Source organism: Amphibiibacter pelophylacis, from assembly GCF_037688875.1.
GTDB lineage: Bacteria > Pseudomonadota > Gammaproteobacteria > Burkholderiales > Burkholderiaceae_C > Amphibiibacter > Amphibiibacter pelophylacis.
In genome coordinates this window covers 139,525-163,996 of record NZ_JAWDIE010000001.1, presented here as the reverse complement: position 1 = coordinate 163,996, position 24,472 = coordinate 139,525, and the positions used below count along the sequence as shown (strand labels likewise).

The following is a 24,472-nucleotide window of genomic DNA, read 5'->3' as shown; positions in this document are numbered from 1 at the left end:
ATAGCGCTTCTTTGCCTGTCCGGCCGGTTTTTCTTTGAAAGGATTCCCATGTACGCGGTCATAAAAACCGGCGGCAAGCAATACAAAGTGGCTGCCGGCGACAAGATCAAAATAGAACAGATTGCTGCGGACGTTGGCCAGGAAGTGGTGTTTGACCAGGTGCTCGCTGTCGGTAGCGGTGCGGACCTGCGTGTTGGCGCCCCCCTGCTGGCTGGCGCCACCGTGACGGCCAAAGTGGTCGAGCACGGCCGCCACGACAAGGTGCGCATCTTCAAGATGCGCCGTCGCAAGCACTATCAGAAGCGCGGCGGCCATCGCCAGCACTACACCGAAATCGAAATCGGCGCCATCGCCGGTTAAGCCCAAGGAGTAAACCACCATGGCACAGAAAAAAGGCGGCGGCTCTACGCGCAACGGTCGCGACTCCAAACCCAAGATGCTCGGGGTGAAGGTGTTCGGCGGCCAGGTCGTGTCGGCCGGTTCCATCATCGTGCGTCAGCGCGGAACGCGTTTCCACCCGGGTGACAATGTCGGCGTCGGCCGCGACCACACGCTGTTCGCCCTGTCGGACGGCACGGTCAGCTTCAAGACGGTCGGCTCGCTCAACCGTCAGACGGTGTTTGTGACCCCGGCGGCCTGATCCCAGGCCTCGCGGACACTTCCCCGAGCAGCCCCGGCCCGGACGTCAGTCCCGGTCGGGGCGTTTTGTTTTCAGCAGAGAATAACGCCATGAAATTTGTCGACGAAGCCACCATCGACGTCAGCGCCGGCAACGGCGGAGCCGGCTGCGCGAGCTTCCGTCGCGAAAAGTTCATCCCCTTCGGCGGACCGGACGGCGGCAACGGCGGGCGCGGCGGCAGTGTGTACGCCGTGGCCGACCGCAACATCAATACCCTGATCGACTACCGCTACGCGCGCCGCCACGAGGCGAAAAACGGCGAGCAGGGTCGCGGCGCCGACTGCTTTGGCGCGGCCGGGCCGGACATTCACCTGCGTATGCCGGTGGGCACCATCATTTCGGATTTTGAAAGCGGCGAAGTCCTGACCGAGCTGCTGACCCACGGCGAACCCGTGCTGATCTGCAAGGGCGGCGATGGCGGCTTTGGCAACCTGCACTTCAAGACCAGCACCAACCGCGCCCCGCGCCAGAAAACGCCAGGCTGGCCCGGCGAAGCGCGCAAGCTGCGGCTGGAGCTGCGCGTGCTGGCCGACGTCGGCCTGCTGGGCATGCCCAACGCAGGCAAATCGACGCTGATCGCGGCGGTGTCCAACGCACGCCCCAAGATCGCCGATTACCCCTTCACCACGCTGCACCCCAACCTGGGCGTGGTGCGCGTGGGGCCAGAGCAGAGCTTCGTCATCGCCGACATTCCCGGCCTGATCGAAGGCGCCAGCGAGGGCGCGGGCCTGGGCCACCTCTTCCTGCGCCACCTGCAGCGCACCCACCTGCTGCTGCACATCGTCGACATGGCGCCGTTTGACGACGGCGTCGATCCGGTCCAGCAGGCGCAGGCAATTGTCGAAGAGCTGCGCCGCTACGACCCCGATCTGGCCGACAAGCCGCGCTGGCTGGTGCTCAACAAGCTGGACATGATCCCCGTGGACCAGCGCGAGGCGCTGTGCGCCGGTTTTGTCGAGCGACTGGGCTGGACGGGGCCGGTGTTTCCGGTGTCGGCGCTGGCGCGCGAGGGGCTGCAGCCGCTGCTGCACCGCATTTACGCGCAGGTGGCCGAGGGCCGCGTACCCACCGAGCCCGATTTCGATCCGCGCTTTGACACGCCGCCTGGCAGCGAAGCCGGATCCAGCGACGGCACCGATGGCGGTTTCGTGCCCGACAGCGACGACCCGCGCTTCGCGCCGCGCTGATCCCCTCGAAGAAAGCGCCTGGCTTCAGCGCCCGCCCGAAGCGCGCTGGCGGCTGACCTTGACCACCAGCTCGCGCGCGGGCTGGCCGTGGCGCACCAGCCTGTCCTTCAGGTCGGGCGCCCAGTGCAGCAGCTTGTTGGCCACGGCCTGGCTGTCGACCAGCAGATGCCACTCGGTATCGGTGATGGGCCCGCTGCGCACCCGCTCCATCATGTGACCGGGCAGCACCTGGGCGATGATCTCCAGCGCATCGGTCGCCTCGTTCGCCCGCTGCATCAGCCGGCCCATGACCGGGCTGCGCGCCAAGGCATCGGCGATAGACACCGGCCGGAAAACCGGCACGCTGGGCAAAGGCAGATAGGTGGCAAGCCCGGTGGGCTTGGGATGCTTGGAAAGGGGCACGGTGGTAAACTCGGTAATTGGCCTTAATTTTGCCAGAGCCCGCGCACTGGTCTTTCCATGATCCCGAAACTGTTCACCTCGATTTTTGGCAGCCGCAACGACCGTCTGCTTAAACAGTACCGCAAGGTCGTGCAGAAAATCAATGCACTGGAAAGCGACTACGAAGCGCTCTCCGACGACGACCTCAAAGCCCGCACGCCCCAGCTGCGCGAGCGTCTGGCGGGCGGCGCCATGCTGGACGACATCCTCGTCGATGCCTTCGCCACTGTGCGCGAGGCCAGCAAGCGCGTTTTCCGGATGCGGCACTTTGACGTGCAGCTCGTGGGCGGCATGGTGCTGCACGCGGGCAAGATCGCCGAAATGCGCACCGGCGAGGGCAAAACCCTGACGGCCACGCTGGCGGTTTACCTGAACGCCCTGGCCGGCAAGGGCGTGCACGTGGTGACCGTCAACGACTACCTGGCCAGCCGCGATGCCCAGGAAATGGGCCAGCTCTACAGCTATCTGGGCCTGACGGTCGGGGTCAACGTGCCCGGCCTGTCGCGCGAGCAGAAGCAGGCCGCCTACGCCGCTGACATCACCTACGGCACCAACAACGAATACGGCTTCGATTACCTGCGCGACAACATGGTCTACGAGACCGCCGACCGCGTGCAGCGGGCGCTGAGTTTCGCCATCGTCGACGAGGTCGATTCCATCCTGATCGACGAGGCGCGCACGCCTTTGATCATCTCCGGCCAGGCCGACGACCACAGCGCGCTCTATCTGCAGGTGGACAGCCTGATCCCGCAGCTCACGCGCCAGATCGGCGAGGCCGATCCGCGAACCGGCGAAGGCGTCGAAGTGCCAGGCGATTTCACGGTGGACGAAAAAACCCACCAGGCCTATCTGACCGAAGCCGGTCACGAAAAGGCCGAGGCGCTGCTGACCGCCGCCGGGCTGCTGCCCGAGGGCCAGAGCCTGTATGACGCGGCCAACATCACGCTGATGCACCACGTGTACGCCGCCCTGCGCGCGCACCACCTGTATCACCGCGACCAGCATTACGTCGTCCAGAACGGCGAAGTCGTCATCGTCGACGAGTTCACGGGCCGCCTGATGGCCGGACGGCGCTGGAGCGATGGCCTGCACCAGGCCGTCGAAGCCAAAGAGCGTGTCGAGATCCAGTCTGAGAACCAGACCATGGCCTCGATCACCTTCCAGAACTACTTCCGCATGTACGCCAAGCTGTCGGGCATGACCGGCACGGCGGACACCGAGGCCTACGAGTTCCAGGAAATCTACGGTCTGGAAACCGTGGTGATCCCGCCCAACCGGCCCATGCAGCGCAAGGACCAGCTGGACCTGATCTACAAGACCTCGAAAGAGAAGTACCAGGCCGTCATCGCCGACATCCGCGAATGCCACGAGCGTGGCCAGCCGGTGCTGGTGGGCACCACGTCCATCGAAAATTCCGAGCTGATCGCCGGGATGCTGGACCAGGAAAAGCTGCCCTATCAGGTGCTCAACGCCAAACAGCACGAGAAAGAGGCCGGCATCATCGCCCAGGCCGGGCGTCCGGGCGTCATCACCATCGCCACCAATATGGCGGGGCGCGGCACCGACATCGTGCTGGGCGGCAACGTCGCGCGTCAGGTGCAGCTGCTGGAGGCCGACGAGGCGCTGGATGCCACGGACCGCCAGCGCCAGGTCCAGGCGCTGCACGACGAGTGGCAGGGCCTGCACGACAAGGTGAAAGAGCTGGGCGGCCTGCGCATCATCGCCACCGAACGCCACGAAAGCCGCCGCATCGACAACCAGCTGCGCGGCCGGGCCGGGCGCCAGGGCGATCCGGGCAGCTCGCGCTTTTACCTGTCGCTCGATGACGCTTTGATGCGCATTTTCGCGGGCGACCGCGTGCGCGCCATCATGGACCGCCTGAAAATGCCCGAGGGCGAGGCCATCGAAGCCGGTATGGTCACGCGCTCGATCGAAGGCGCGCAGCGCAAGGTCGAAGGCCGCAACTTCGACATGCGCAAGCAGCTGCTGGAGTACGACGACGTCTCCAACGACCAGCGCAAGGTGATTTACCAGCAGCGCAACGAAACGCTGGACGCGCCCGTGCTGGCCGAGCAGATGCTGGCCGTGGTCGAATCGGCTCTGTCCGACGTGGTGCGCCGCTACGTGCCCGAAGAAAGCGTTGAGGAACAATGGGATATCGCCGCGCTGGACGCCGAGCTGGCCAATGACTGGCAGCTTCCGCTGGACCTGACGGCCTGGCTGGCCGAAGGCGGCGACGTGGACGACAGCGACATCGAAGAGCGCGTGGTTCAGGCGGGCGTGAGCGCCTTCAAGGAGAAGGTCGAACACGTGGGCGAAGCCCAGTTCACGCCCTTCATGCGCATGGTTTTCCTGCAGACGCTGGACAACCACTGGCGCGACCACCTGGCCGCGCTGGAGCACCTGCGTCAGGGCATCCACCTGCGCGGTTACGCCCAGAAAAACCCCAAGCAGGAGTACAAGCGCGAAGCCTTCGCCATGTTCGGCCAGCTGATCCAGACGGTGAAAACCGAGGTCGCGCGCGTGCTGGTCACAGTGCGCATCCAGAGCGAGGCCGAAGCCATGGCCGTCGCCCAGCAGATCGAAGAGGCCAGCGAGCCGCGCGAGCTGCACATGATCCATTCGGACCAGCCCGACACCGAGATCTCTGATCCGGATGAAGATGATCTGGCGCCGCTGCCCACCGAGGCCACCCAGGCCGTTGGCCGCAACGACCCCTGCCCCTGCGGCAGCGGCAAGAAGTTCAAGCAGTGCCATGGCCGCCTGAGCTGATCCGCTGCCCCAGCCTGCCACCGCGCCCGCCCCATCCCTGCGATGGTGGCGGGCGCGGCCGTTTCAGGGCAGGGTCAATGGCCGGGTATCGGGGTTTTTGGCCCGGCTTTTGCCGCCATCGCGCACCAGGCGGCCTGCATACACTGCCTGATGCGGTGCCTGTGCCCATGCACAGGGCCAAGATACGCTGTTGCCGCATCGCCGCCACGGAGCCATGAAACAACGCCTGACCGATCTGCCCTTTGAAGAGATGCTCGACCGCGTGGCCCTGATGGTCATGGCGCTGGCGGGCACGCTCCTGCTGGGCATCTGGCTGAGCCTGATGGCGAAGAACATGCTGACGACCTTGAACGCCTGGGCGCTGCCCATCGGCGCCGTGGTGATCTGGTCGTGCGCGCTGGCCGGCCTGCACCAGCGGCGCCAGCGCCAGCACCGCTTCGCCGTCGTGGGCACCATGAGCGTGGTGGTTTTTCTGCCGCTGCTGACCGGTGCAGGCCTGCTGACCCAGACGCCGGGCCGCGAGCTTGTGGCGCTGTCCTGTTCGGTGATCTGGATTCCGCTGACTTACATCCTGGTCTTCTTTCTGGTCGAGCAGAAACTGGCGCTGCGCCTGAGCCTGGGCCTGTACGCGCTGTATGCGCTGTGCCTGATCGTACCGGCGTGGGGCATCCTGCCCGTCAGCAGCCGGGTCGAGATCAGCAACACCCTGATCGTCAGCATGATCGCCCAGCCCATGTACATCGCCCTGCTGCTGGGCTATTCCGACCTGAAAAAGCGCCACACCCGCATCACCCATCGCGCGCTGACCATGGAATACGCGGCCGACACCGACGGCCTGACACGGCTGTTCAACCGCCGTCGCCTGATGCGCGACATCGACCAGATCATCCTGTCCGATCAGGCCAGCCCGCAGAAGAAAAAGCTGGCCGTGATCCTGATGGACATCGACCACTTCAAATCGGTCAACGACATCCACGGCCACCAGGTCGGCGACGAGGTGCTGGTTCACCTGGCCAAGGTGCTGCAAAAGCACGTGCGCAACGGCGAGCTGGCCGCACGCTGGGGCGGCGAGGAGTTCATGGTGGCGCTGCGCGTGGTTCACGTCAGCGTGGCGGCCGAAGTCGCCGAGCGCCTGCGCGCCGCCATCCAGGGCACGGCCTGGCCGCGTGGCCTGCGCATCACCGCCAGCATGGGCGTGGCGCAGATCCGCCCGGGCGAATCTGTGGACGACCTGATCCACCGCGCCGATCTGGCGCTGTACACCTCGAAAAAGCTGGGGCGCAACCAAGTGTCGCTGTTTCATGACGCGATGGCCAAGGCCGAAGCCGACGCCCTGGCCGAAGCCGGGGAAGCCGCCAAAGCCCGCCAGGACGAGGAGGACGCATGGATGGCCAGCTGAACCGGCGCAGCATCCTGCCCGGCATGGAGGACGGCGATTCCGAGACCGACCAGGAGTCCTTCGAGCAGGTCACGCTGCGCGTGGCCGGGCACATGCTGATGGTGGCCGGCTGGGTGTTTCTGGCCCTGCTGCTGATCCAGACGCTGATGAACACCATCAACCGCGTCAACACGGTGGCCTATCCGGTGATGTCCATCACCATGCTGATGGCCTGGCTGCTGTCGCGCTGGCGGCCGCACTGGCGCGACACCATCATCACCGCCTGCGTGGTGCTGGTGGCGCTATATATCCCCTTCATCGTGGGCCTGGGCATGATGGACCAGCTGCCGCACCGGGAGCTGCATCTGCTGGCTCCGGCGTCGGTGATGATGCCCTTCTCTTACCTGCTGATTTTTTTCGTGTTCCGCATGCAGACGGCGCTGATGTTCAGCGCCGTGCTCTTTATTGGCTACGCGCTGGCGCTGGTCCTGCCCGTTTACGTTCTGCTGCCCGACTACGCGCAGGCCAACGCGGGTTTTTCGGTGGGCGTGATCCTGATCGCCCAGCCGGTCTACGTGCTGATGCTGACCACCTTCGCCTGGCTCAAGCAGCGCTACGAGAGCGTGCAGGTGCGCACCGACAGCCTGGAGATGGCCGCCGACACCGACGGCCTGACCCAGATGCACAACCGCCGCCGCATGACGCGCGAGCTGCAGCGCCTGCTGGGTTCGCGCACCACGCGCCCGATCGGTCTGCTGATTTTCGACATCGATCACTTCAAATCGGTCAACGACAACCACGGCCACCAGATCGGCGACGAGGTGCTGGTGCAGATGGCGCAGACCGTCAAATCCTGCCTGCGCGAAGGCGAAATCGCCGCACGCTGGGGCGGCGAGGAGTTCCTTGTGGCGATGCCGGTGAACGGTCTGGAGGATCTGCAGGAGATCGGCGAGCGCCTGCGCAGCAGCATCGAAGCGCAGAACTGGCCGCTGCAGCTGCCCATCACCGCCAGCTTCGGCGCCTCCGTCTGGGCGCCGCCCGAAACCGTGGACCAGCTGGTGGACCGCGCCGACCGCGCGCTCTACTCGGCCAAACGCTGCGGCCGCAACTGCGTGCGCGCCTATTCGCCGCACGAGTTCCCGACCGCCGTGATGATGGATTCCGAAATGGAGGCGCCGCTGCCGACGTGAATAGACGCTATTACCTAGCCGACTGCGTCGTCATGACAATTCCCCGCAAGGAGCTGCTTTCCTAGACTTCAGCCTATTCCTACAGGATGGAGCCAGGCATGGGCAACGGCGACTGCAGCACAAACCGACGCAGTTTTCTCAAGGCAATTCCGGTCATCACGGCCGGGGCCGCAGTGGCGCGTCCGGCCCGGGCGGCCGGGCCCGGTCAGGGCGGACACCACTGGGCCATGCTGGTGGACATCCGCCAGTGCATCGGCTGCCAGGCCTGCACGGTGAGCTGCTTCATGGAAAACGCAGTGCCGGAGAACAGTTTCCGCACCATCGTCTCGACCTACGCGGTCGAGCAGGTCCACCAGGGGAAAAAGGAAGTCGGCACCTTTGTGCTGCCCCGCCTGTGCAACCACTGCGACAACCCGCCCTGCGTGCCGGTCTGCCCGGTGGGCGCCACCTTCAAGATGCCCGATGGCGAGGTGGTCGTCAACGCCGAGCGCTGCGTGGGCTGCGCCTACTGCGTCCAGGCCTGCCCCTACGACGCCCGCTTCATCAACCACGAAACCGGCAAGGCCGACAAATGCACCTTCTGCATGCACCGGCTGGAGGCGGGGCTGCTGCCCGCCTGCGTGGAAACCTGCGTCGGTGGCGCGCGCATTTTCGGCGACCTGAATGACGCTGACAGCGAAATCAGCCAGCTGATGGTCGAGCACAAGGACGAACTGAAAGTGCTCAAGCCCGAAGCGGGCACGCATCCCAACGTGTTCTACATCGGGCTGGAACACGATTTCGCCGGGAAAGTCGAAGGCCAGGGCAGCCTGTGGCACCCGTCGGCCGAGCAGGAGTGATCATGGCCACGCACATCGTCGAAGTCATCAACATGTCGCGCGAGGTGGCCTGGCTGCCCTGGGCGGTGCAGTATTTCTTCCTGATCGGGCTGTCGTTCTGCAGCTTCGCCCTGTCGCTGCCGGGTCTGGTTCTGGAGCGCAGGAGCTGGCAGCGCATGTCGCGCCTGGCGCTGCTGGGGGCGCTGCTGTGCGGGCTGTGCGCGCCGGTGGCCCTGCTGTCGGACCTGCACCAGCCCGGGCGCTTCTACCACTTTTACCTGTACATGAACCCCAGCTCCTGGATGGCCTGGGGCGCGGTGTTCATCCCGCTGTACCTGGGCAGCCTGCTGCTGTACGCGTGGCTGTGGCTGCGGCCTGCGCTGCAGGCCATGGCCGACCGGAACGGTCCCGCAGCACCGGTGTACCGCGCCCTGGCCCTGGGCGGCACACTGAACCGGGCCGGGCTGCGTGGCGCGGCGCTGCTCACCGCTCTGGGCGCTCTGCTGGTCGCCCTTTACACGGGCATGGAGGTGATGGTGGTGGCCGCCCGTCCGCTGTGGCACACGCCGCTGCTGCCGCTGCAGTTTGTGGCCACGGCGCTGGCCGGCGCCATCGGTCTGGTGCTTTTGATGGCGCGGCTGATGGGGCAGGCACAGGCCGAGGACACCCGGCGCCTGAACCGGCTGCTGGCGATGGTCCAGGTCATCGTTCTGCTGCTGGGTGCAGGTTGGCTGGCGCTGGGCCTGACGGGATTTTCAGCCGTGCACGCGCAGGCGCTGGACGAGGTCGCGGGCTCGCTGCACTGGCGCATCACGGCCCTCTGGGCTGTGGCCGCCACCGTGCTGACCCTGGTGCTGGCCCTGCGCTGGCCGACCACGGGCTGGCTGACCGGCCTGCTGGCGCTGCACAGCGCCTGGATGATGCGCTGGACGCTGTTCATCGGAGGCCAGCAGATTCCCAAATTCGGGGCTGGCTTTTACAGCTACCACCTGCCACTGGGCCAGGACGGCTGGCTGGGCCTGATCGGGACCGCCGGGCTGTGGCTGTTTCTTTTCATCGTCATCACCAGCCTGCTGCCCTGGGATGACACGCCCGGCCCAGGCCGGACTTCAGGAGCTTGCGCATGACCTCGAACACCCGCCGCACCGTCCTGGCCGCAGGTGGCCTGGCCGCCTTTGCCGCCGGTTTTTCCCAGACCGCCGAGCGCATTGTGGACAAGCTGCGCGGCAAGGACGCGCCGCCCACGCGCTATTACGGCCTGGCGCCGGAGCCGGAATTCACCGTTGATCCCGCCAGCGGCCGGATCACGCTCAACCCCACCCAGCAGGTCAGCTACACTGGCTGTCTGGGCTGCACCACCCAGTGCGGCGTGCGCGTGCGCATCGACAAAACGAGCGGGAAAGTCCTGCGCGTCACGGGCAACCCCTACAACCCGCTGTCCACCAACCCGGAACTGCCGCAAAACGTCTCGGTGCTGGAGAGCTTTGTCTCGCTGTCGCGCCACGGCAAACGGGGGCTGGACGGCCGCTCGACCGCCTGCGGCCGGGGCAATGCGGTGCTGTCGCAGATCGATTCGCCTTACCGCGTGCTCAGCCCGCTCAAGCGCGTCGGGCCGCGCAACTCCGGGAAATGGGCGCCGATCTCCTTCGAGCAGCTGATCCGGGAAGTGGTCGAAGGCGGAGATCTGTTCGGCGAAGGCCCGGTCGAGGGCCTGCGCGCCTTGCGCGACCTCGATACACCCATCAATCCGGCCGCTCCGGAACTGGGTCCGCGCGCCAACCAGGTCGCGCTGATGACCAGCGTCAACGACGGGCGTGACAGCCTGGCACGGCGCTTTATCGGGGGCGCCTTTGGCTCGGTGAATTTTGTCCGCCACGGCTCCTACTGCGGCGGGGCCTGGCGCTCGGGCTCGGGCGCGGTGTTTGGCGATCTCAAAAAAATGCCGCATGGCCGTCCGGATCTGGAAAACGCCGAGTTCGTGATTTTCATCGGCACGGCGCCGGGCAATGCGGGCAACCCGTTCAAACGCACCGGTGCGCTGGTGGCCAAAGAACGCGCGACCGGCAAGCTCGAATACGTGGTGATTGACCCTGTGCTGACGGCCGCCGACAACCGGGCCGCCCGCCACCGCACGCGCTGGATCCCGATCCGACCCGGCACCGACGGTGCGCTGGTCATGGGCCTGATGCGATCCCTGATCGAAACTGGCGGCATCAACACCGCCTGGCTGTCCCACCCCAGCCTGAAAGTGGCACAGGCTGCGGGAGAACCGTCTTTCAGCAACGCCAGCTGGCTGGTCATCACCGAAGCAGGTCACCCGCGCCAGGGGCATTTCCTGCGCGGATCGGACCTGGGCTGGCCGGTGGCCGAGACCGATATCGGCACCGACGCGGACCCTGGCATGGTGCTGGACGCCCAGGGGCAACCGAGTGCGGCGGATCAGGCCAGCGGCCCCGCGCCCATCGAGATTCCCCCGACGCGGGTGCGCGTGAACGGCCAGGACGTGGCCGTTGAAACCGCCTACATGCAGCTCAAAGCCAATGTGATGCAGCGCAGCCTGGCGCAGTGCGCCGAAGACTGCGGCATTGCCCCCGAGACCATCCAGGCGCTGGCCGCAAGGCTGGCACAGCACGGCCGCAAAGCCTCGGTCACCGGCCATGGCGGGATGATGTCCGGCGCCGGTTTTTACAACGCGTATGGCGTGGCGGCACTCAACCTGCTGCTGGGCAACGTCAACTGGAAAGGCGGCCTGGCCATCAATGGCGGCACCTTTCCCTACGACGGGCCAGGCCCGCGCTACAACCTGGCGCACTTCGAAGGCCAGATCAAGCCCACTGGCATCCCGCTCAGCCGCAACGTGCCTTACGAGAAAACCACCGAATTCCGCACGCGCAAGGCAGCGGGCAAACCCTTCCCGGCGCAGGCGCCGTGGTATCCGAACGCGCCCGGCCTGTCGACCCAGTGGCTGACGGGCGCCATGACGGGCTACCCCTACCCGCTCAAAGCGCTGATCCTGTGGAGCGTCAACCCCATGTACAGCGTGCCTGGCCTGAAGGCCCGGCTGGACAAAGAACTGGCCGATCCCCGCAAGATCCCGCTGCTGATCTCGGTTGATCCGATGATCAACGAAAGCAACGCCTACGCCGACTACATCGTGCCGGATTCGATGCTCTACGAGAGCTGGGGCTGGACGGGCCCCTGGAACGGCGTGCCGACCAAAATGTGCACCGCGCGCTGGCCCGTGATCGAGCCGCGCATGGACAAGACCGCCGACGGGCAGCGCATCGGCATCGAGGCTTTTCTGATCGCGGTAGCCCGCGAGCTGAAACTGCCCGGCTTTGGCCCGAACGCCATCCCCGACGCGGCGGGCCAGCTGCACCCGCTGGAGCGCGCCGAAGACTGGTTTCTGCGCGGCGGCGCCAACGTGGCGTTTCTGGGCCAGTCGCCTGTGCCGGACGCCACGGACGAGGACATCGAAGCCAGTGGTGTCAGCCGCATCCTGCCGCACATCAAAACCACGCTGACGGACGACGAATGGCGCAAGGTCGCCTTTCTGTACACGCGCGGCGGCCGTTACCAGCCCTACGGCCAGGCGCAGGACGCCGACCATCCCGACTGGATGACCTGGCGCTTTGACAAAGCCCTGTGTCTGTACAACGAAAAGCTGGGCACCAGCCGCAACAGTCTGACCGGACGACGCTACAGCGGCAGTCCGGCCTGGCAGCCCCCGGCCTTCGCCGATGGCAGCCCCATGCGGCAGCATTTCCCGCAGACCGACTGGCCCATGCTGGTCGTCAGCTTCAAATCGCCGCTGCAGAACTCCTACAGCATCGCCACCCGTCTGCGCAACATCCGCCCGGACAACCCCGTCATCGTCCACGAATCGGACGCAGCGCGGCTGGGTCTGGTCAACGGCCAGAGCGCCTGGCTGGAGACCCCGGGCGGACGGCGGCCGTGCACGGTGCTGGTCTCGCCGGGCATCATGCCCGGGGTGATCGCCGTCGAGCACGGCTATGGACACCGCGAGCTGGGCGCACGCACGCACCGCATCGGCACGCGGGAGATCGCAGGCAACCCCGAGCTGTCAGCGGGAATCAGCCTCAACGACCTCGGCCTGCAGGATCCAACCTACCCGGGACGGATGATGTGGGTGGATTCGGTGTCCGGCACCGCGGTGCGCAACGGGCTTCCGGCGCGGCTGACTCCCGCCTGAGGGCTCGGGATCAATCGAGCGCGCGCGGATCGGCGGCCAGGATCAGGCGGGCCAGTTCGGCCGCACTGCGGATGTCCAGCTTGTCCATGACGTGCTGGCGGTGGATGTGCACGGTGCGCTCGGAAATATCCAGCGCCAGCGCCACGCGCTTGTTGGCCTGACCGCGCGCCAGCAGATCGGCCACTTCCCGCTCGCGGGGCGACAGGGTCTGCAGGCGGCGACGGGCCTGGTCGCAGCGCAGCCGCTCGCGCAGCATGTCGCGGCTGGTGCGGACCGCGCGGGAGACCGCGTCCAGCAGCACCTGGTCGCGGAACGGCTTCTCGATCAGGTCGCAGGCCCCCGACTTCATCGCCTGCACGGCCAGCGACACGTCCGCGTGGCCCGTGATGAAAATCACCGGCAAGGCATCGCCCCGGCCGGCCAGCTGCTGCTGCAGCTCCAGCCCGCTGAGCGTGGGCATGCGGATGTCCAGCACCAGACAGCCCGGCCGCTGCGGCGCAGGCTGGGCCAGAAACTCTTCGGCGCTGGCATAGGCCACGGCGTCCCAGCCTATGGAATCCAGCAGGAAAACCACGGAGCGGCGCATCATGGCGTCATCATCGACCACGTGGATCAGCGGGCTGGCGTCGGGATCGGGATCAGTCATGGGCGGGAAAAGTCGCAATGAAACACAGCCCGGCGCCGCCATCCTGCGGACGCTGGGCGACCAGTCGGCCCGCATGGGCCTCGACAATGGTGCGGCAGATCGACAGCCCCAGACCCAGGCCATCGGGTCGGGTGGTGAAAAAGGGCTCGAACAAGCGGGCCATCCCTGCGTCGTCCTGCCCGCAGCCGTGGTCGCGGACCGAGATTGTGCAGTGGGCGGGCTGACGCCCGATCTCGATCTCGATCAGGCGCTGGTGGGCTGGCAGCGCCTGCATGGCGTCCCAGGCGTTCTTGAGCAGGTTGAGCATCACCTGCTGGAACTGCAGCGGATCGCAGCTGATGGTCGATCCGGTGGGCCAGCTGTCGCGCACCTCGATGCGCGGCGCAGGGGCCAGCACGCGGACAAACAGCTCCAGCGCGTCCTGCACCATCTCGGGTGGCACGCCATCCTGACGCACGGCGCCCCGCTTTCGGGCAAACCGCCGGATGCGCTGCACGATGGCCCCGGCGCGCTCGGCCTCGCTGGCGATGTCCCGGCTGGCCTGGAGCAGCAGCTCGGGCGTGTAGCGGCCACTGTCCAGGCGGCGCACCATGCTGTGGGCGAAGTTGGCCATGCTGGCCAGCGGCTGGGTCAGCTCGTGCGCCAGCGTGCCCGACAGCTCGCCCAGGATGGACAGACGCGACAGGTGGCTGGCCTCTTCCTGCTGCGCCAGCAGGCGCTCGTGGGCGGCGTCGCGCTCGGTCAGGGCGCGCTGCAGATCACGCGTGCGGGCCGTCACCTGGCTTTCGACCCGCACCGTGTGGATCACCCACCCCACCAGCCCGACCGACAGCGCCAGAAAAATCCACCAGTAGCCGCGCAGCCGCGCCATCAGCGTGGTGTCGCGCAGGTAGGCATAGGGTCCGACCTCCAGCTCGCGGTACAGATCGCGCACCGGCTGGTAGTCGGCCGGGACCGTCCAGGACGGCCCATCGGGCAACGGCCGCAGGGCCAGCAGCGCCGCCGCCACCGATTTGGCCAGAGCACGATCGGTGTGGCGGAGGCTGATGAAGGGCCAGTCGGGATACAGCTGCGTCGACACCTGGCAGGGATAGCCCCCCGTGCGCTCGAACGACTGGGGCTCCAGCACGCGAAAACGCCCCGGGGCAATCCGCCCGGAACGGACCAGCTCTTCCAGCAGGCAGCCGCGCAGCACCGCCGCATCGGCGCGACCGGTCTCCAGTCGGTCCAGCACCCGCTCCATCGGGAAGCCGGAAAACTCGGTCAAAGACAGATCGTCGGCCTCAATGCCGCGCTGGTGGAGTTCGCGCAGGGCGACCAGATACCCGCCAAACGCCTGCGGGTCGGTCGCAGCCAGCCGCTGCCCGGCCAGATCATCCAGACGCTGCAAGTCATGGCGGGCCGCCAGCACCACCACGGCCGAGCCCACCGCCCGACCGGGCGACGGCCATCGCGGGTTGTCCAGCGTGGCGATCCGGCTGGCCCCCAGCTGGCTTTCCATCGCCGCGTATTGCCCGCCGTGGGTGATGACGAAATCCAGCTGACGGTGCTCCACCGCCTGCCACAGCGCGTTCAGTCCCAGATAGCGCAGCTCAAAATGATGCTGCGGCAAGGCCTGATCCAGCGCCCGGGCCAGAGGCGCCCAGTCGTGCTCGGCCGCCGCTTCACCCTGATAGGCCAGAACCCCGACGCGAACCTCGGTCCGGGCCCAGGCTGGGCTGGCCAGCAAAACCAGCCACACACCCAGCGCCACCACAAGCCGGTACGTTGCCCCCGATCGCATCTGCTGCTGCAGCCCCGCTCAGGCGCTCGCCCGCACGCGCAGCTCGAACCCCAGATCGTGCACCGGCTGGGCCAGCGGTGCTTCGCCGTCCATCAGGCGCAGCAGGCGCTGCGCAGCGCGCTCGCCCACCCGCGCGCGCGGGGTGTGGACGCTGGTCAGCGTCGGCACGGCAAAGGCCGCTGCGGGCAGGTCGTTGAAGCCGGCCACGGCCATGTCGTGCGGCACGCGCACGCCCAAGGCGTGGCACTGCGACAGCGCGCCCAGCGCCAGATCGTCGTTGCAGAAGAACACCGCCGTGCAGTCGGCGTGGCGCTGGCGCAGGCGCGTCAGCAGGCTGGCGCCCATGGCCATGCTGGAGGGGCGCTCGTCCATGATCTCCAAAGGTTCGGCGCCGGCCTGCGCCATGGCCTGCAGATAGCCCTGGTGGCGCTGCAGCACGCGCACATCCAGTTGCGCGCCCACAAAAGCGATGCGCCGGTGCCCCTGCGCCAGCAGGTGCTCGGTCATGGCGCGCCCGGCCTGCACCTGCGAGAAACCGACAAACTCGGCCAGCTCCGGCGCCTGCGTGACCGGATCGTCCAGCCCGGCCATCATGAACACCACCGGCAGCGCCAGGCTGGAGGCCAGCGTGGCGGCCTGTTCGGCCAGGTGGCTGCCCGTCAGCAGCAGGCCATCGGGCTTGTGCTTGAGGTAGTTGCGCACACGCTCCCAGTCGCCAGCGCCACGGTAGTGCGTGTTGCAGATCAGCATGTGGTATCCGGCCGTCTGCAGCACGCGGCCCACCGATTCCAGCAGGTCGATGAAGACGATGTTGCTCAGCGATGGCACCTGCACCAGCACGGTGCGGCTGCGCGCCGAAGCCAGCGCCTGCGCCGAATGGTTGGGCACATAGCCCATGCGGTCGGCCGCCGCGACGATGCGCTCGCGCAGCGCAGGCGAGACCTTGTGCGGCTGCGACAGCGCCCGCGACACGGTGATCATGCTGACGCCCAGGGAATCAGCAATGTCCTGCAACCGCACTGGCCGGTGGGCAGCGGCTGCGGCGTGGCGGGCCTGGCGGGTGGAGCGCGGCACGGTTTGCGGCCCTCAGGCGACCGCCACCGGAATCTTGCCGATCCGGGCCTGCCACAGCTTCGGGCCTTCGATGTGCGCGCTGGTGCCCCCCGAATCGACGGCCACGGTGACGGGCATGTCCACCACGTCGAACTCGTAGATCGCTTCCATGCCCAGGTCGGCAAAGCCCACCACTCGGGCAGCCTTGATGGCCTTCGAGACCAGGTAAGCGCTGCCGCCCACCGCCATCAGATAGGCCGATTTGTGCTTCTTGATGGCCTCGATGGCGACAGGGCCGCGCTCGGCCTTGCCGATCATGGCGATCAGGCCGGTGTGGGCCAGCATCATCTCGGTGAACTTGTCCATGCGCGTCGCCGTGGTCGGGCCGGCCGGGCCGACGACCTCGTCGCGCACCGGATCGACCGGGCCCACGTAGTAGATGACGCGATTCGTGAAGTCGACCGGCAGGCTCTCGCCCTTGGCCAGCATGTCCTGAATGCGCTTGTGCGCGGCATCGCGGCCCGTGAGCATCCTGCCGCTGAGCAGCAGGGTCTGGCCGGGCTGCCAGCTGGCGACCTCTGCGGGGGTCAGCGTGTTGAGATCAACGCGCTGGCTCTTGTTGTAATCGGGCGCCCAGTGCACGTTGGGCCACAGGTCCAGGCTGGGCGGATCCAGGTAAACCGGCCCGCTGCCATCCATCACGAAGTGGGCGTGGCGCGTGGCCGCGCAGTTGGGGATCATCGCAATCGGCTTGGACGCCGCGTGCGTGGGCCAGGTTTTGATCTTCACATCCAGCACCGTGGTCAGGCCGCCCAAGCCCTGCGCGCCGATGCCCAGGGCGTTGACTTTCTCGTACAGCTCGATGCGCATCTCTTCCAGCTTGTTGGCCGGACCGCGCTGCAGCAGCTCGTACATGTCGATGTCGTCCATCAGCGATTCTTTGGCCAGCAGCGCTGCTTTTTCGGCCGTACCGCCCACGCCGATGCCCAGCATGCCCGGCGGGCACCAGCCCGCGCCCATGGTCGGAACGGTCTTCAGCACCCAGTCCACGATGTTGTCGCTGGGGTTGAGCATGTACACCTTGCTCTTGTTCTCGCTGCCGCCGCCCTTGGCCGCGACGATCACATCCAGCCTGTCGCCCGGCACGACTTCCATGAAGACGACGGCGGGGGTGTTGTCCCGGGTGTTCTTGCGCTCGAAAATCGGGTCGGCCAGCACCGACGCGCGCAGCTTGTTGTCGGGGTTGAGATAGCCCCGCCGCACGCCTTCGTCGATGGCGTCCTGGAGGGATCCGGTAAAGCCTTCCCAGCGCACGTCCATGCCGATCTTCAGAAAGACGTTGACGATGCCCGTGTCCTGGCAGATGGGGCGGCGGCCTTCGGCGCACAGGCGCGAGTTGGTCAGGATCTGCGCGATGGCGTCCTTGGCGGCAGGCGATTCCTCGCGCTCGTAAGCGCGGGCCAGGTGCTGGATGTAATCGGCCGGGTGGTAGTAACTGATGTACTGCAGTGCGGCGGCGATGGATTCGATCAGGTCTTCTTGGCGGATGGCGGTCATGGACGGTCCAGAAAATGAAGCGGTGATGCAGCCATTGTAGGCACTGTGGCTGGCGCAGTGCTTGCGTGCCGCACACCGCCGCAGCGGTGCGCGATCGCGCAGAGCAGCGCCAGGGTTTACACCGAAGGTAAGCGGTTCGTAAGAGCCAGGGCCTAGCCTTGTCAGATACTTATTTCATTCCAGACCCGAACCAGGAGAGCCCAGATGAACGCCCCGACCACCCCCCAGACCGGCATCGTGAATCCCCCGGCGGCCTTCGCCAGCCAGGCCGCCATCGGCAGCATGGACGCCTACCGCGCCCTGTGCGAACGCGCCGAATCCGATTACGCCGGGTTCTGGGGCGATCTGGCGCGCGAGCACCTGGTCTGGAAGCAGCCCTTCACCAAGACCTTCGACGACAGCAACAAGCCCTTCTTCAAGTGGTTTGAGGACGGCCTGATCAATGTCTCGCACAACTGCCTGGACGTGCAGATCGAACGCGGCCTAGGCAACAAGGCCGCGCTGATTTTCGAAGCCGATGACGGCGCCGTCACCGAAGTCACCTACAGCCAGCTGCTGGACAAGGTGGCGCGCCTGGCCAATGTGCTCAAGGCCAAAGGCGTGCAAAAGGGCGACCGCGTCATCATTTACATGCCGATGTCGGTCGAAGGCGTCGTGGCCATGCAGGCCTGCGCGCGCATCGGCGCCACGCACTCGGTGGTGTTTGGCGGCTTCTCGGCGCAGTCGCTGCGCGAGCGCATCCAGGACACCGGCGCCGTCATGGTCATCACCGCGGACGAACAGCGCCGGGGCGGCAAATCGCTGCCACTGAAGGCCATCGCCGACGAGGCCCTGGCCAAAGACTGCCCCAGCGTGCGCACCATGCTGGTCTACAAGCGCACCGCCAGCGACCAGGTCGCCTACCAGGCCGGTCGCGATCTGGACATGCTGGCCGAAATGGCCCAGCAGAGCGCGGTCTGCGAGCCCGAATGGGTCAGCGCAGAGCATCCGCTTTTCCTGCTCTACACCAGCGGCTCGACCGGCAAGCCCAAAGGCGTGCAGCACAGCACCGGAGGCTACCTGCTGCAGGCCAAACTCAGCATGCTGTGGACCTTCGACCTGAAGCCCAGCGACGTCTTCTGGTGCACCGCCGACATCGGCTGGGTCACCGGCCACAGCTACATCACCTACGGCCCGCTGGCCTGCGGCGCCACCGAAATCGTCTTCGAAGGCATCCCCACCTACCCCAACGCCGGGCGCTTCTGGGACATGATCCAGCGCCACAAGGCCACGATTTTCTACACCGCGCCCACGGCCATCCGCTCGTTGATCAAGGCCGCCGAGGCCGACGAAAAAATCCACCCGCGCTCCTTCGATCTGTCCAGCCTGCGCCTGCTGGGTTCGGTGGGTGAACCCATCAACCCCGCTGCGTGGACCTGGTACCACGAGAACGTTGGTGGTGGCCGCTGCCCCATCGTCGACACCTTCTGGCAGACCGAAAGCGGCGCCCACCTCATCACCCCGCTGCCGGGCGCCACGCCGCTGGTGCCGGGTTCGTGCACGCTGCCCTTCCCGGGCATCATGGCCGCCGTGGTCGATGAAACGGGCAAGGACGTGCCTTGGGGCCAGGGCGGTATCCTGGTCGTGAAAAAGCCGTGGCCCAGCCTGATGCGCACCGTCTGGGGCGACCCGGAGCGCTTTAAAAAGAGCTACTTCCCCGAGGATTTCAAGGGCGAGTTCTACCTGGCGGGCGACGGCGCGGTGCGCGATCCGGACACCGGCTACTTCACCATCACCGGGCGCATGGACGATGTGCTGAACGTCTCCGGCCACCGCATGGGCACGATGGAGATCGAATCCGCGCTGGTCAGCTGCACCGAGCTGGTCGCCGAAGCCGCCGTGGTCGGCCGCCCGGACGACACCACGGGCGAGGCCATCTGCGCCTTTGTGGTGCTCAAGCGCCCCCGTCCCACGGGCGACGAGGCCAGACAGATCGCCAACGAGCTGCGCAACTGGGTGGCCAAGGAGATCGGCCCCATCGCCAAGCCCAAGGACATCCGCTTCGGCGACAACCTGCCCAAGACGCGCAGCGGCAAGATCATGCGCCGCCTGTTGCGCTCGATCGCGCGCGGCGAAGCCGTCACCCAGGACACCAGCACGCTGGAAAACCCGGCCATCCTGGACCAGCTGACCGAGCGCGTCTGATCCCGGCCTGAGCGATCGTCTCCGCCCGGGCCCTGCGGCCCAAGGTGGAGTGTCTGTGTCGGACAAACCTTGTGCCCGCCCGCCGTGGCGGGCACAATCGTTCCGGGCCACCCTGCGGTGGTTTTTCCATTCACAACGACAAAAAAACAGGTCCCGTCATGATTCAGCCGCCTTCCGCCGTGTCCCGCCTTGATCAGGTCACCCTGGACGACGACAGCCAGGAACCCATCATGGTCAGCTCGGGCAAACACGCCGACCTGCCACCTGGCGTGAAAGCCGACGAAGCCATCAACCCCGACTGGCCCGGCCGCACCAGCTACCCCTATCTGCACCGTCTGTCGCGCAAAAGCTACGAAGACCAGAAGCTGCAGCTGCAGGTCGAGCTGCTCAAGCTCCAGGCCTGGGTCAAGGCCACCGGCCAGCGCGTGATGGTGCTCTTCGAAGGCCGCGACGCGGCGGGCAAGGGCGGCGCGATCAAACGCTTCATGGAACACCTCAACCCACGGGGTGCGCGCGTGGTGGCGCTGTCCACGCCCACCGAGCTCGAAAAGGGCCAGTGGTACTTCCAGCGCTACGTGCAGCATTTCCCCTCGCAGGGCGAGATCGTGCTTTTTGATCGCAGCTGGTACAACCGCGCCGGGGTCGAGCGCGTCATGGGCTTCTGCACCGACGAGCAGTACCAGATGTTCATGCGCCACGTCCCGGAACTCGAGCGCCAGTGGGTGGAAAGCGGCGTGCACCTGTTCAAGTTCTGGTTCTCGGTCAGCCGCGAAGAGCAGATCCGCCGCTTCAAACAGCGCCGCGATGATCCGCTGAAATCCTGGAAGCTCAGCCCCATCGACCTGGCCTCGCTGGACAAATGGGACGACTACACCCGCGCCAAAGAAGCCATGTTCTCGCGCACCGACACCGGCGCTGTGCCCTGGACGGTCATCAAATCCGACTGCAAGAAGCGCGCCCGCCTCAACGCCATGCGCGTGCTGCTGGACCGTCTGCCCTACGACAGCAAGGACATCCGCCGCATTGGCTCGGTCGACCTGCGTCTGGTCGGCCGCCCCCAGGGCATCGACGGCTGACCGGCCGCCGGACAGCGCCACACCACATCGCGCTTGGCACAGGCATTGCCTGACGCTATAATGCGCGGTTTATTGCACGCCCGGGGCCCAGCCACCGGGCGGTCTCTTATCTGATCCGTTCAGGAGCCTGACATGGCCGTTCAACAAAACAAGAAATCGCCGTCCAAGCGCGGCATGCACCGCTCGCACAATGCCCTGAGCACGCCGGGAACCGGCATCGAGCCGACCACGGGCGAAGTGCACCTGCGCCACCACATCAGCCCCAACGGCATCTACCGTGGGCGCAAGGTGATCAAAACCCGCGACGACGCCTGATTCCCCCGGATTCGTGGGCGCGCTGGATCCCACTGCTGTCCCGGCCAGCGTGAGCGCCATGTGCGCCCGTGGTGCGACAGTGGCCGTCGATCTGATGAGCGGCGATGCGGGCGCGCAAGCGGCCCTGCCAGCCTGTCTGGCGCTGCTGCAGGCCCGCCCGCTGTCACGCGTGGTGCTGGTTGGCACCACGGATGCCCTGCGGGCCACCGAAGCGTGGCCGGCCGAGGTCCAGACGCGCGTGCGCTGCGTTACCGCCACCGAGGTCGTCACCATGGACGACTCCATCGAGGTGGCGCTGCGGCGCAAGAAAAACGCCTCGCTGCGCGTGGCCATCGAACAGCTCAAGGCCGATCCGGCCAGCGGCACGATGGCGGATGTGTGCGTTTCAGCAGGCAACACCGGCGCGCTGATGGCTGTGGCGCGTTATGTGCTCAAGACGATGCCTGGCATCGACCGACCGGCCATCGCCACCGTCATGCCCAACGACCGCAACGGGGACACCACCGTGCTGGATCTGGGTGCCAACGTGGACTGCACGCCCGAGCATCTGCTGCAGTTTGCCCTGATGGGCAGCGCGCTGGTCACCGCGGTGGACGACATCCCCGCGCCCAGCGTCGGTCTGCTCAACATCGGCGAAGAGATGATCAAGGGCAGCGACACCATCAAGCGCGCGGGCGAACTGCTGCGCGAGGCGGGCGAGCGCGGCTGGATCCACTTCATCGGCAACGTCGAAGGCAACGACATTTTCAAGGGCACGGCCCGCGTCGTGGTCTGCGACGGCTTTGTCGGCAACGTGGCCCTGAAAGCGTCCGAAGGGCTGGCGCGCATGATCAGCGCCATGCTGCGCGAAGAGTTCTCGCGCAGCCCGCTGACCAAGCTGGCCGCGCTGGCCGCCATGCCGGTGCTGAACCGCTTCCGCCAGCGCGTCGACCCGCGCCGCTACAACGGCGCCGCCCTGCTGGGCCTGCGCGGCCTCGTGTTCAAGAGCCACGGCAGCGCCGACGCTTTTGCGTTCGAGAACGCACTGCTGCGCGCCCACGACGCCGCCAGCCACCAGCTGCTGGACCGCATCCAGGCCTGCATTCACGACAGCCTGGCGCCCGCCGCCCCGATTCCTGCCGGACCCGACAGCGTCATGCCTGCGGCGTGAGGCCGTCGCCCGGTTTTCCAAGGCCCGCCCCGAAAGACACCGCATGCGCTCCGCCCCCCACGCCCGTCTGACCGGCACCGGTTCCTGCCTGCCCGAGCAGCGTCTGAGCAACCAGGATCTGGTCGAGCGCCTGGCCGCACGCGGGGTCGAGACCTCGGACGACTGGATCGTCGAGCGCACCGGCATCCGCTTCCGCCACTTCGCCGCCGAATCCCAGACCACCAGCGATCTGGCGCTGACCGCCGCGCAGCGCGCGCTGGACGACGCAGGTGTGGCGGCGAGCGATCTGGATCTCATCATCGTGGCCACGTCCACACCGGACATGGTTTTCCCCTCGACCGCCTGCCTGCTGCAGGCCAAGCTGGGCGCTTCAGGCGGCGCGGCGTTTGACGTGCAGGCCGTCTGCACCGGCTTCATCTACGCCATTTCGGTGGCCGACGCCATGATCCGCAGCGGCGCAGCACGCACCGCGCTGGTTGTGGGCGCCGAGACCTTCTCCCGCCTGCTGGATTTCGACGACCGCGGCACCTGCGTCCTTTTCGGCGACGGCGCCGGGGCGGTGGTGCTGCAGGCCAGCGACACGCCGGGCATCCTCTCGACCACGCTGCACGCCGACGGCCAGCACGCGCCCATCCTGTGCGTGCCCGGCCAGGTGCGCGGCGGCGCCGTCCAGGGCCACGCCCTGCTGACCATGGACGGCCAGGCCGTCTTCAAGCTGGCCGTCAACCTGCTGGACCAGGCCGCCCGCGAGGTGCTGGATCAGGCCGGCCTGACCACCGCCGACGTCGACTGGCTGGTGCCGCACCAGGCCAACATCCGCATCATGCAAAGCACGGCGCGCAAGCTGCGCCTGGGCATGGACAAGGTCATCGTCACCGTGGACCAGCACGGCAACACCTCGGCCGCCTCGATTCCGCTGGCGCTGGACGCCGGGCGTCGCGACGGCCGCCTGAAGGCGGGGCAGCGCGTGCTGCTGGAAGGCGTGGGCGGCGGTTTCACCTGGGGCGCAGCGCTGCTGCAGCTCTGAGCACACGAAAGAATCCCATGACACAGAACGCTTCCGTCGCCACTTTGGCTTTTGTTTTTCCCGGCCAGGGCTCGCAGTCGGTGGGCATGCTGGACGCCTGGGGGGATGACCCCGTGGTGCAGGCCACCCTGCGCGAGGCCAGCGATGCGCTGGGAGAAGACCTGGGCGCCCTGATCGCGCAAGGCCCCAAAGATCAGCTAGACCTCACGACAAACACCCAGCCCGCCATGCTGACTGCCGCCGTGGCCTGCTGGCGCGTGTGGCTGGCGCGCGGCGGTGCGCGGCCGGCCGCCGTAGCCGGACATTCGCTGGGCGAGTACACCGCCCTCGTGGCCGCTGGCGTGCTGACGCTGGCCCAGGCCGTGCCGCTGGTGCGCCTGCGCGCGCAGGCCATGCAGGAGGCCGTCCCCGTGGGCCAGGGCGCCATGGCCGCCATCCTGGGGCTGGATGCTGATGGGGTCAGCGCCACCTGCCAGCAGGTCGCGGCGCAGTCGGGCGAAGTGGTCGAGGCCGTCAACTTCAACGACCCCAAACAGACCGTGATCGCGGGCAGCGTCGCCGGGGTGGCGCTGGGCTGCGAAGCCCTGAAAGCTGCCGGGGCCAAACGCGCCCTGCCGCTGCCGGTGTCGGCGCCCTTCCACTCCAGCCTGATGCAGCCGGCCGCCGAGCGCCTCAAGGCCGCGCTGGCTCAGGTCCAGCTGGCCGCGCCGCAGATCGCCGTCGTCAACAACATCGACGCCGCCGTCGAAACCGACCCGGAACGCATCCGCGACGCGCTGGTCCGCCAGGCCGCAGGCGCCGTGCAGTGGGTGCGCTGCGTGCAGGCCCTGCAGGCCCGGGGTGTGACGACCACGGTCGAATGCGGCCCCGGCAAGGCGCTGTCCGGCATGGTCAAGCGCATCGCCCCCGACATGGTCACGCTGAACGTGGCCGACCCCGACAGCCTGGCCGCCACGCAGGCCGCCGTGGCCTGAACGGGCTTCACTCGACCCCGGAGCAGATT

General features: G+C 67.1%; 20 protein-coding genes. 15 read left to right on the top strand and 5 right to left on the bottom strand.

The features are described from left to right. The first annotated feature begins 48 nt into the window (after window positions 1–48). From rplU to cgtA, 3 genes are all read left to right on the top strand, one after another. On the top strand, window positions 49–360 hold the full coding sequence (rplU, locus tag RV045_RS00730) for a 50S ribosomal protein L21 (RefSeq protein ID WP_423233841.1): 312 nt from the start codon (window positions 49–51) through the stop codon (window positions 358–360). 19 nt (window positions 361–379) lie between these two features. Then, on the top strand, window positions 380–640 hold the full coding sequence (gene rpmA, locus RV045_RS00725) for a 50S ribosomal protein L27 (RefSeq protein ID WP_423233840.1): 261 nt from the start codon (window positions 380–382) through the stop codon (window positions 638–640). 89 nt (window positions 641–729) lie between these two features. After that, entirely contained in the window at window positions 730–1,866 is a 1,137-nt protein-coding gene (gene cgtA / locus RV045_RS00720) for an Obg family GTPase CgtA (RefSeq protein WP_423233839.1), read from the top strand. A gap of 24 nt (window positions 1,867–1,890) precedes the next feature. Here cgtA and RV045_RS00715 read toward each other — a convergent pair whose 3' ends face one another. Beyond that, window positions 1,891–2,268 carry a hypothetical protein gene (locus tag RV045_RS00715; protein ID WP_423233838.1) on the bottom strand — a complete coding sequence of 126 codons (378 nt, stop codon included), beginning with the start codon at window positions 2,266–2,268 and terminating at the stop codon, window positions 1,891–1,893. A 57-nt stretch (window positions 2,269–2,325) separates the two neighbouring features. Here RV045_RS00715 and secA point away from each other — a divergent pair, with 57 nt between their 5' ends. The 6 genes from secA (at window position 2,326) to RV045_RS00685 (ending at window position 12,678) form a co-directional block, all read left to right on the top strand. Beyond that, entirely contained in the window at window positions 2,326–5,079 is a 2,754-nt protein-coding gene (secA, locus tag RV045_RS00710) for a preprotein translocase subunit SecA (protein ID WP_423233837.1), read from the top strand. Window positions 5,080–5,293: 214 nt separating this feature from the next. Beyond that, entirely contained in the window at window positions 5,294–6,478 is a 1,185-nt protein-coding gene (locus RV045_RS00705) for a GGDEF domain-containing protein (protein WP_423233836.1), read from the top strand. Beyond that, window positions 6,463–7,647 (top strand): GGDEF domain-containing protein, encoded by a 1,185-nt coding sequence (locus RV045_RS00700; RefSeq protein ID WP_423233835.1) that lies wholly within the window; start codon window positions 6,463–6,465, stop codon window positions 7,645–7,647. Before RV045_RS00705 ends, RV045_RS00700 begins: the two co-directional genes overlap by 16 nt. 98 nt (window positions 7,648–7,745) lie before the next feature. After that, window positions 7,746–8,486 (top strand): sulfate reduction electron transfer complex DsrMKJOP subunit DsrO, encoded by a 741-nt coding sequence (gene dsrO / locus RV045_RS00695; protein ID WP_423233834.1) that lies wholly within the window; start codon window positions 7,746–7,748, stop codon window positions 8,484–8,486. A gap of 2 nt (window positions 8,487–8,488) precedes the next feature. Next, on the top strand, window positions 8,489–9,592 hold the full coding sequence (gene nrfD / locus RV045_RS00690; protein ID WP_423233833.1) for an NrfD/PsrC family molybdoenzyme membrane anchor subunit: 1,104 nt from the start codon (window positions 8,489–8,491) through the stop codon (window positions 9,590–9,592). Continuing rightward, on the top strand, window positions 9,589–12,678 hold the full coding sequence (locus RV045_RS00685) for a molybdopterin dinucleotide binding domain-containing protein (protein ID WP_423233832.1): 3,090 nt from the start codon (window positions 9,589–9,591) through the stop codon (window positions 12,676–12,678). The genes nrfD and RV045_RS00685 overlap by 4 nt, the downstream gene beginning before the upstream one ends. A 10-nt stretch (window positions 12,679–12,688) precedes the next feature. Here RV045_RS00685 and RV045_RS00680 read toward each other — a convergent pair whose 3' ends face one another. The 4 genes from RV045_RS00680 to RV045_RS00665 are packed head-to-tail and all read right to left on the bottom strand — an operon-like array spanning window position 12,689 to window position 17,717. Then, the gene (locus RV045_RS00680) at window positions 12,689–13,324 is read right to left on the bottom strand and encodes a response regulator transcription factor (RefSeq protein ID WP_423233831.1); all 636 of its coding nucleotides are present in this window, start codon (window positions 13,322–13,324) and stop codon (window positions 12,689–12,691) included. Beyond that, window positions 13,317–15,107, bottom strand: coding sequence for a sensor histidine kinase (locus RV045_RS00675; RefSeq protein ID WP_423233830.1), 1,791 nt, complete (start codon window positions 15,105–15,107; stop codon window positions 13,317–13,319). The genes RV045_RS00680 and RV045_RS00675 overlap by 8 nt, the downstream gene beginning before the upstream one ends. An 18-nt stretch (window positions 15,108–15,125) precedes the next feature. Beyond that, the gene (gene gntR, locus RV045_RS00670) at window positions 15,126–16,181 is read right to left on the bottom strand and encodes an HTH-type transcriptional regulator GntR (RefSeq protein WP_423233829.1); all 1,056 of its coding nucleotides are present in this window, start codon (window positions 16,179–16,181) and stop codon (window positions 15,126–15,128) included. A 12-nt stretch (window positions 16,182–16,193) separates the two neighbouring features. Then, window positions 16,194–17,717 (bottom strand): fumarate hydratase, encoded by a 1,524-nt coding sequence (locus RV045_RS00665; RefSeq protein WP_423233828.1) that lies wholly within the window; start codon window positions 17,715–17,717, stop codon window positions 16,194–16,196. A gap of 204 nt (window positions 17,718–17,921) precedes the next feature. Between RV045_RS00665 and acs the strand changes: the two genes are divergently transcribed. The 6 genes from acs to fabD all read left to right on the top strand — a co-directional run bounded on the left by acs (window position 17,922) and on the right by fabD (window position 24,443). Next, entirely contained in the window at window positions 17,922–19,901 is a 1,980-nt protein-coding gene (gene acs, locus RV045_RS00660) for an acetate--CoA ligase (RefSeq protein WP_423233827.1), read from the top strand. A gap of 158 nt (window positions 19,902–20,059) precedes the next feature. Further along, on the top strand, window positions 20,060–20,977 hold the full coding sequence (gene ppk2 / locus RV045_RS00655) for a polyphosphate kinase 2 (protein ID WP_423233826.1): 918 nt from the start codon (window positions 20,060–20,062) through the stop codon (window positions 20,975–20,977). A 132-nt stretch (window positions 20,978–21,109) separates the two neighbouring features. Beyond that, complete coding sequence (rpmF, locus tag RV045_RS00650) at window positions 21,110–21,292, top strand: 50S ribosomal protein L32 (RefSeq protein ID WP_423233825.1); 183 nt, start codon at window positions 21,110–21,112, stop codon at window positions 21,290–21,292. A 58-nt stretch (window positions 21,293–21,350) separates the two neighbouring features. Then, window positions 21,351–22,442, top strand: a complete 1,092-nt coding sequence (gene plsX / locus RV045_RS00645) for a phosphate acyltransferase PlsX (protein WP_423233951.1) — start codon at window positions 21,351–21,353, stop codon at window positions 22,440–22,442. Window positions 22,443–22,485: 43 nt separating this feature from the next. Beyond that, window positions 22,486–23,469 (top strand): beta-ketoacyl-ACP synthase III, encoded by a 984-nt coding sequence (locus RV045_RS00640; RefSeq protein ID WP_423233824.1) that lies wholly within the window; start codon window positions 22,486–22,488, stop codon window positions 23,467–23,469. 17 nt (window positions 23,470–23,486) lie between these two features. Further along, a complete protein-coding gene (gene fabD / locus RV045_RS00635) occupies window positions 23,487–24,443 on the top strand; it encodes an ACP S-malonyltransferase (protein ID WP_423233823.1) in 957 nt (318 codons plus the stop codon). The last annotated feature ends 29 nt before the right edge of the window (window positions 24,444–24,472 follow it).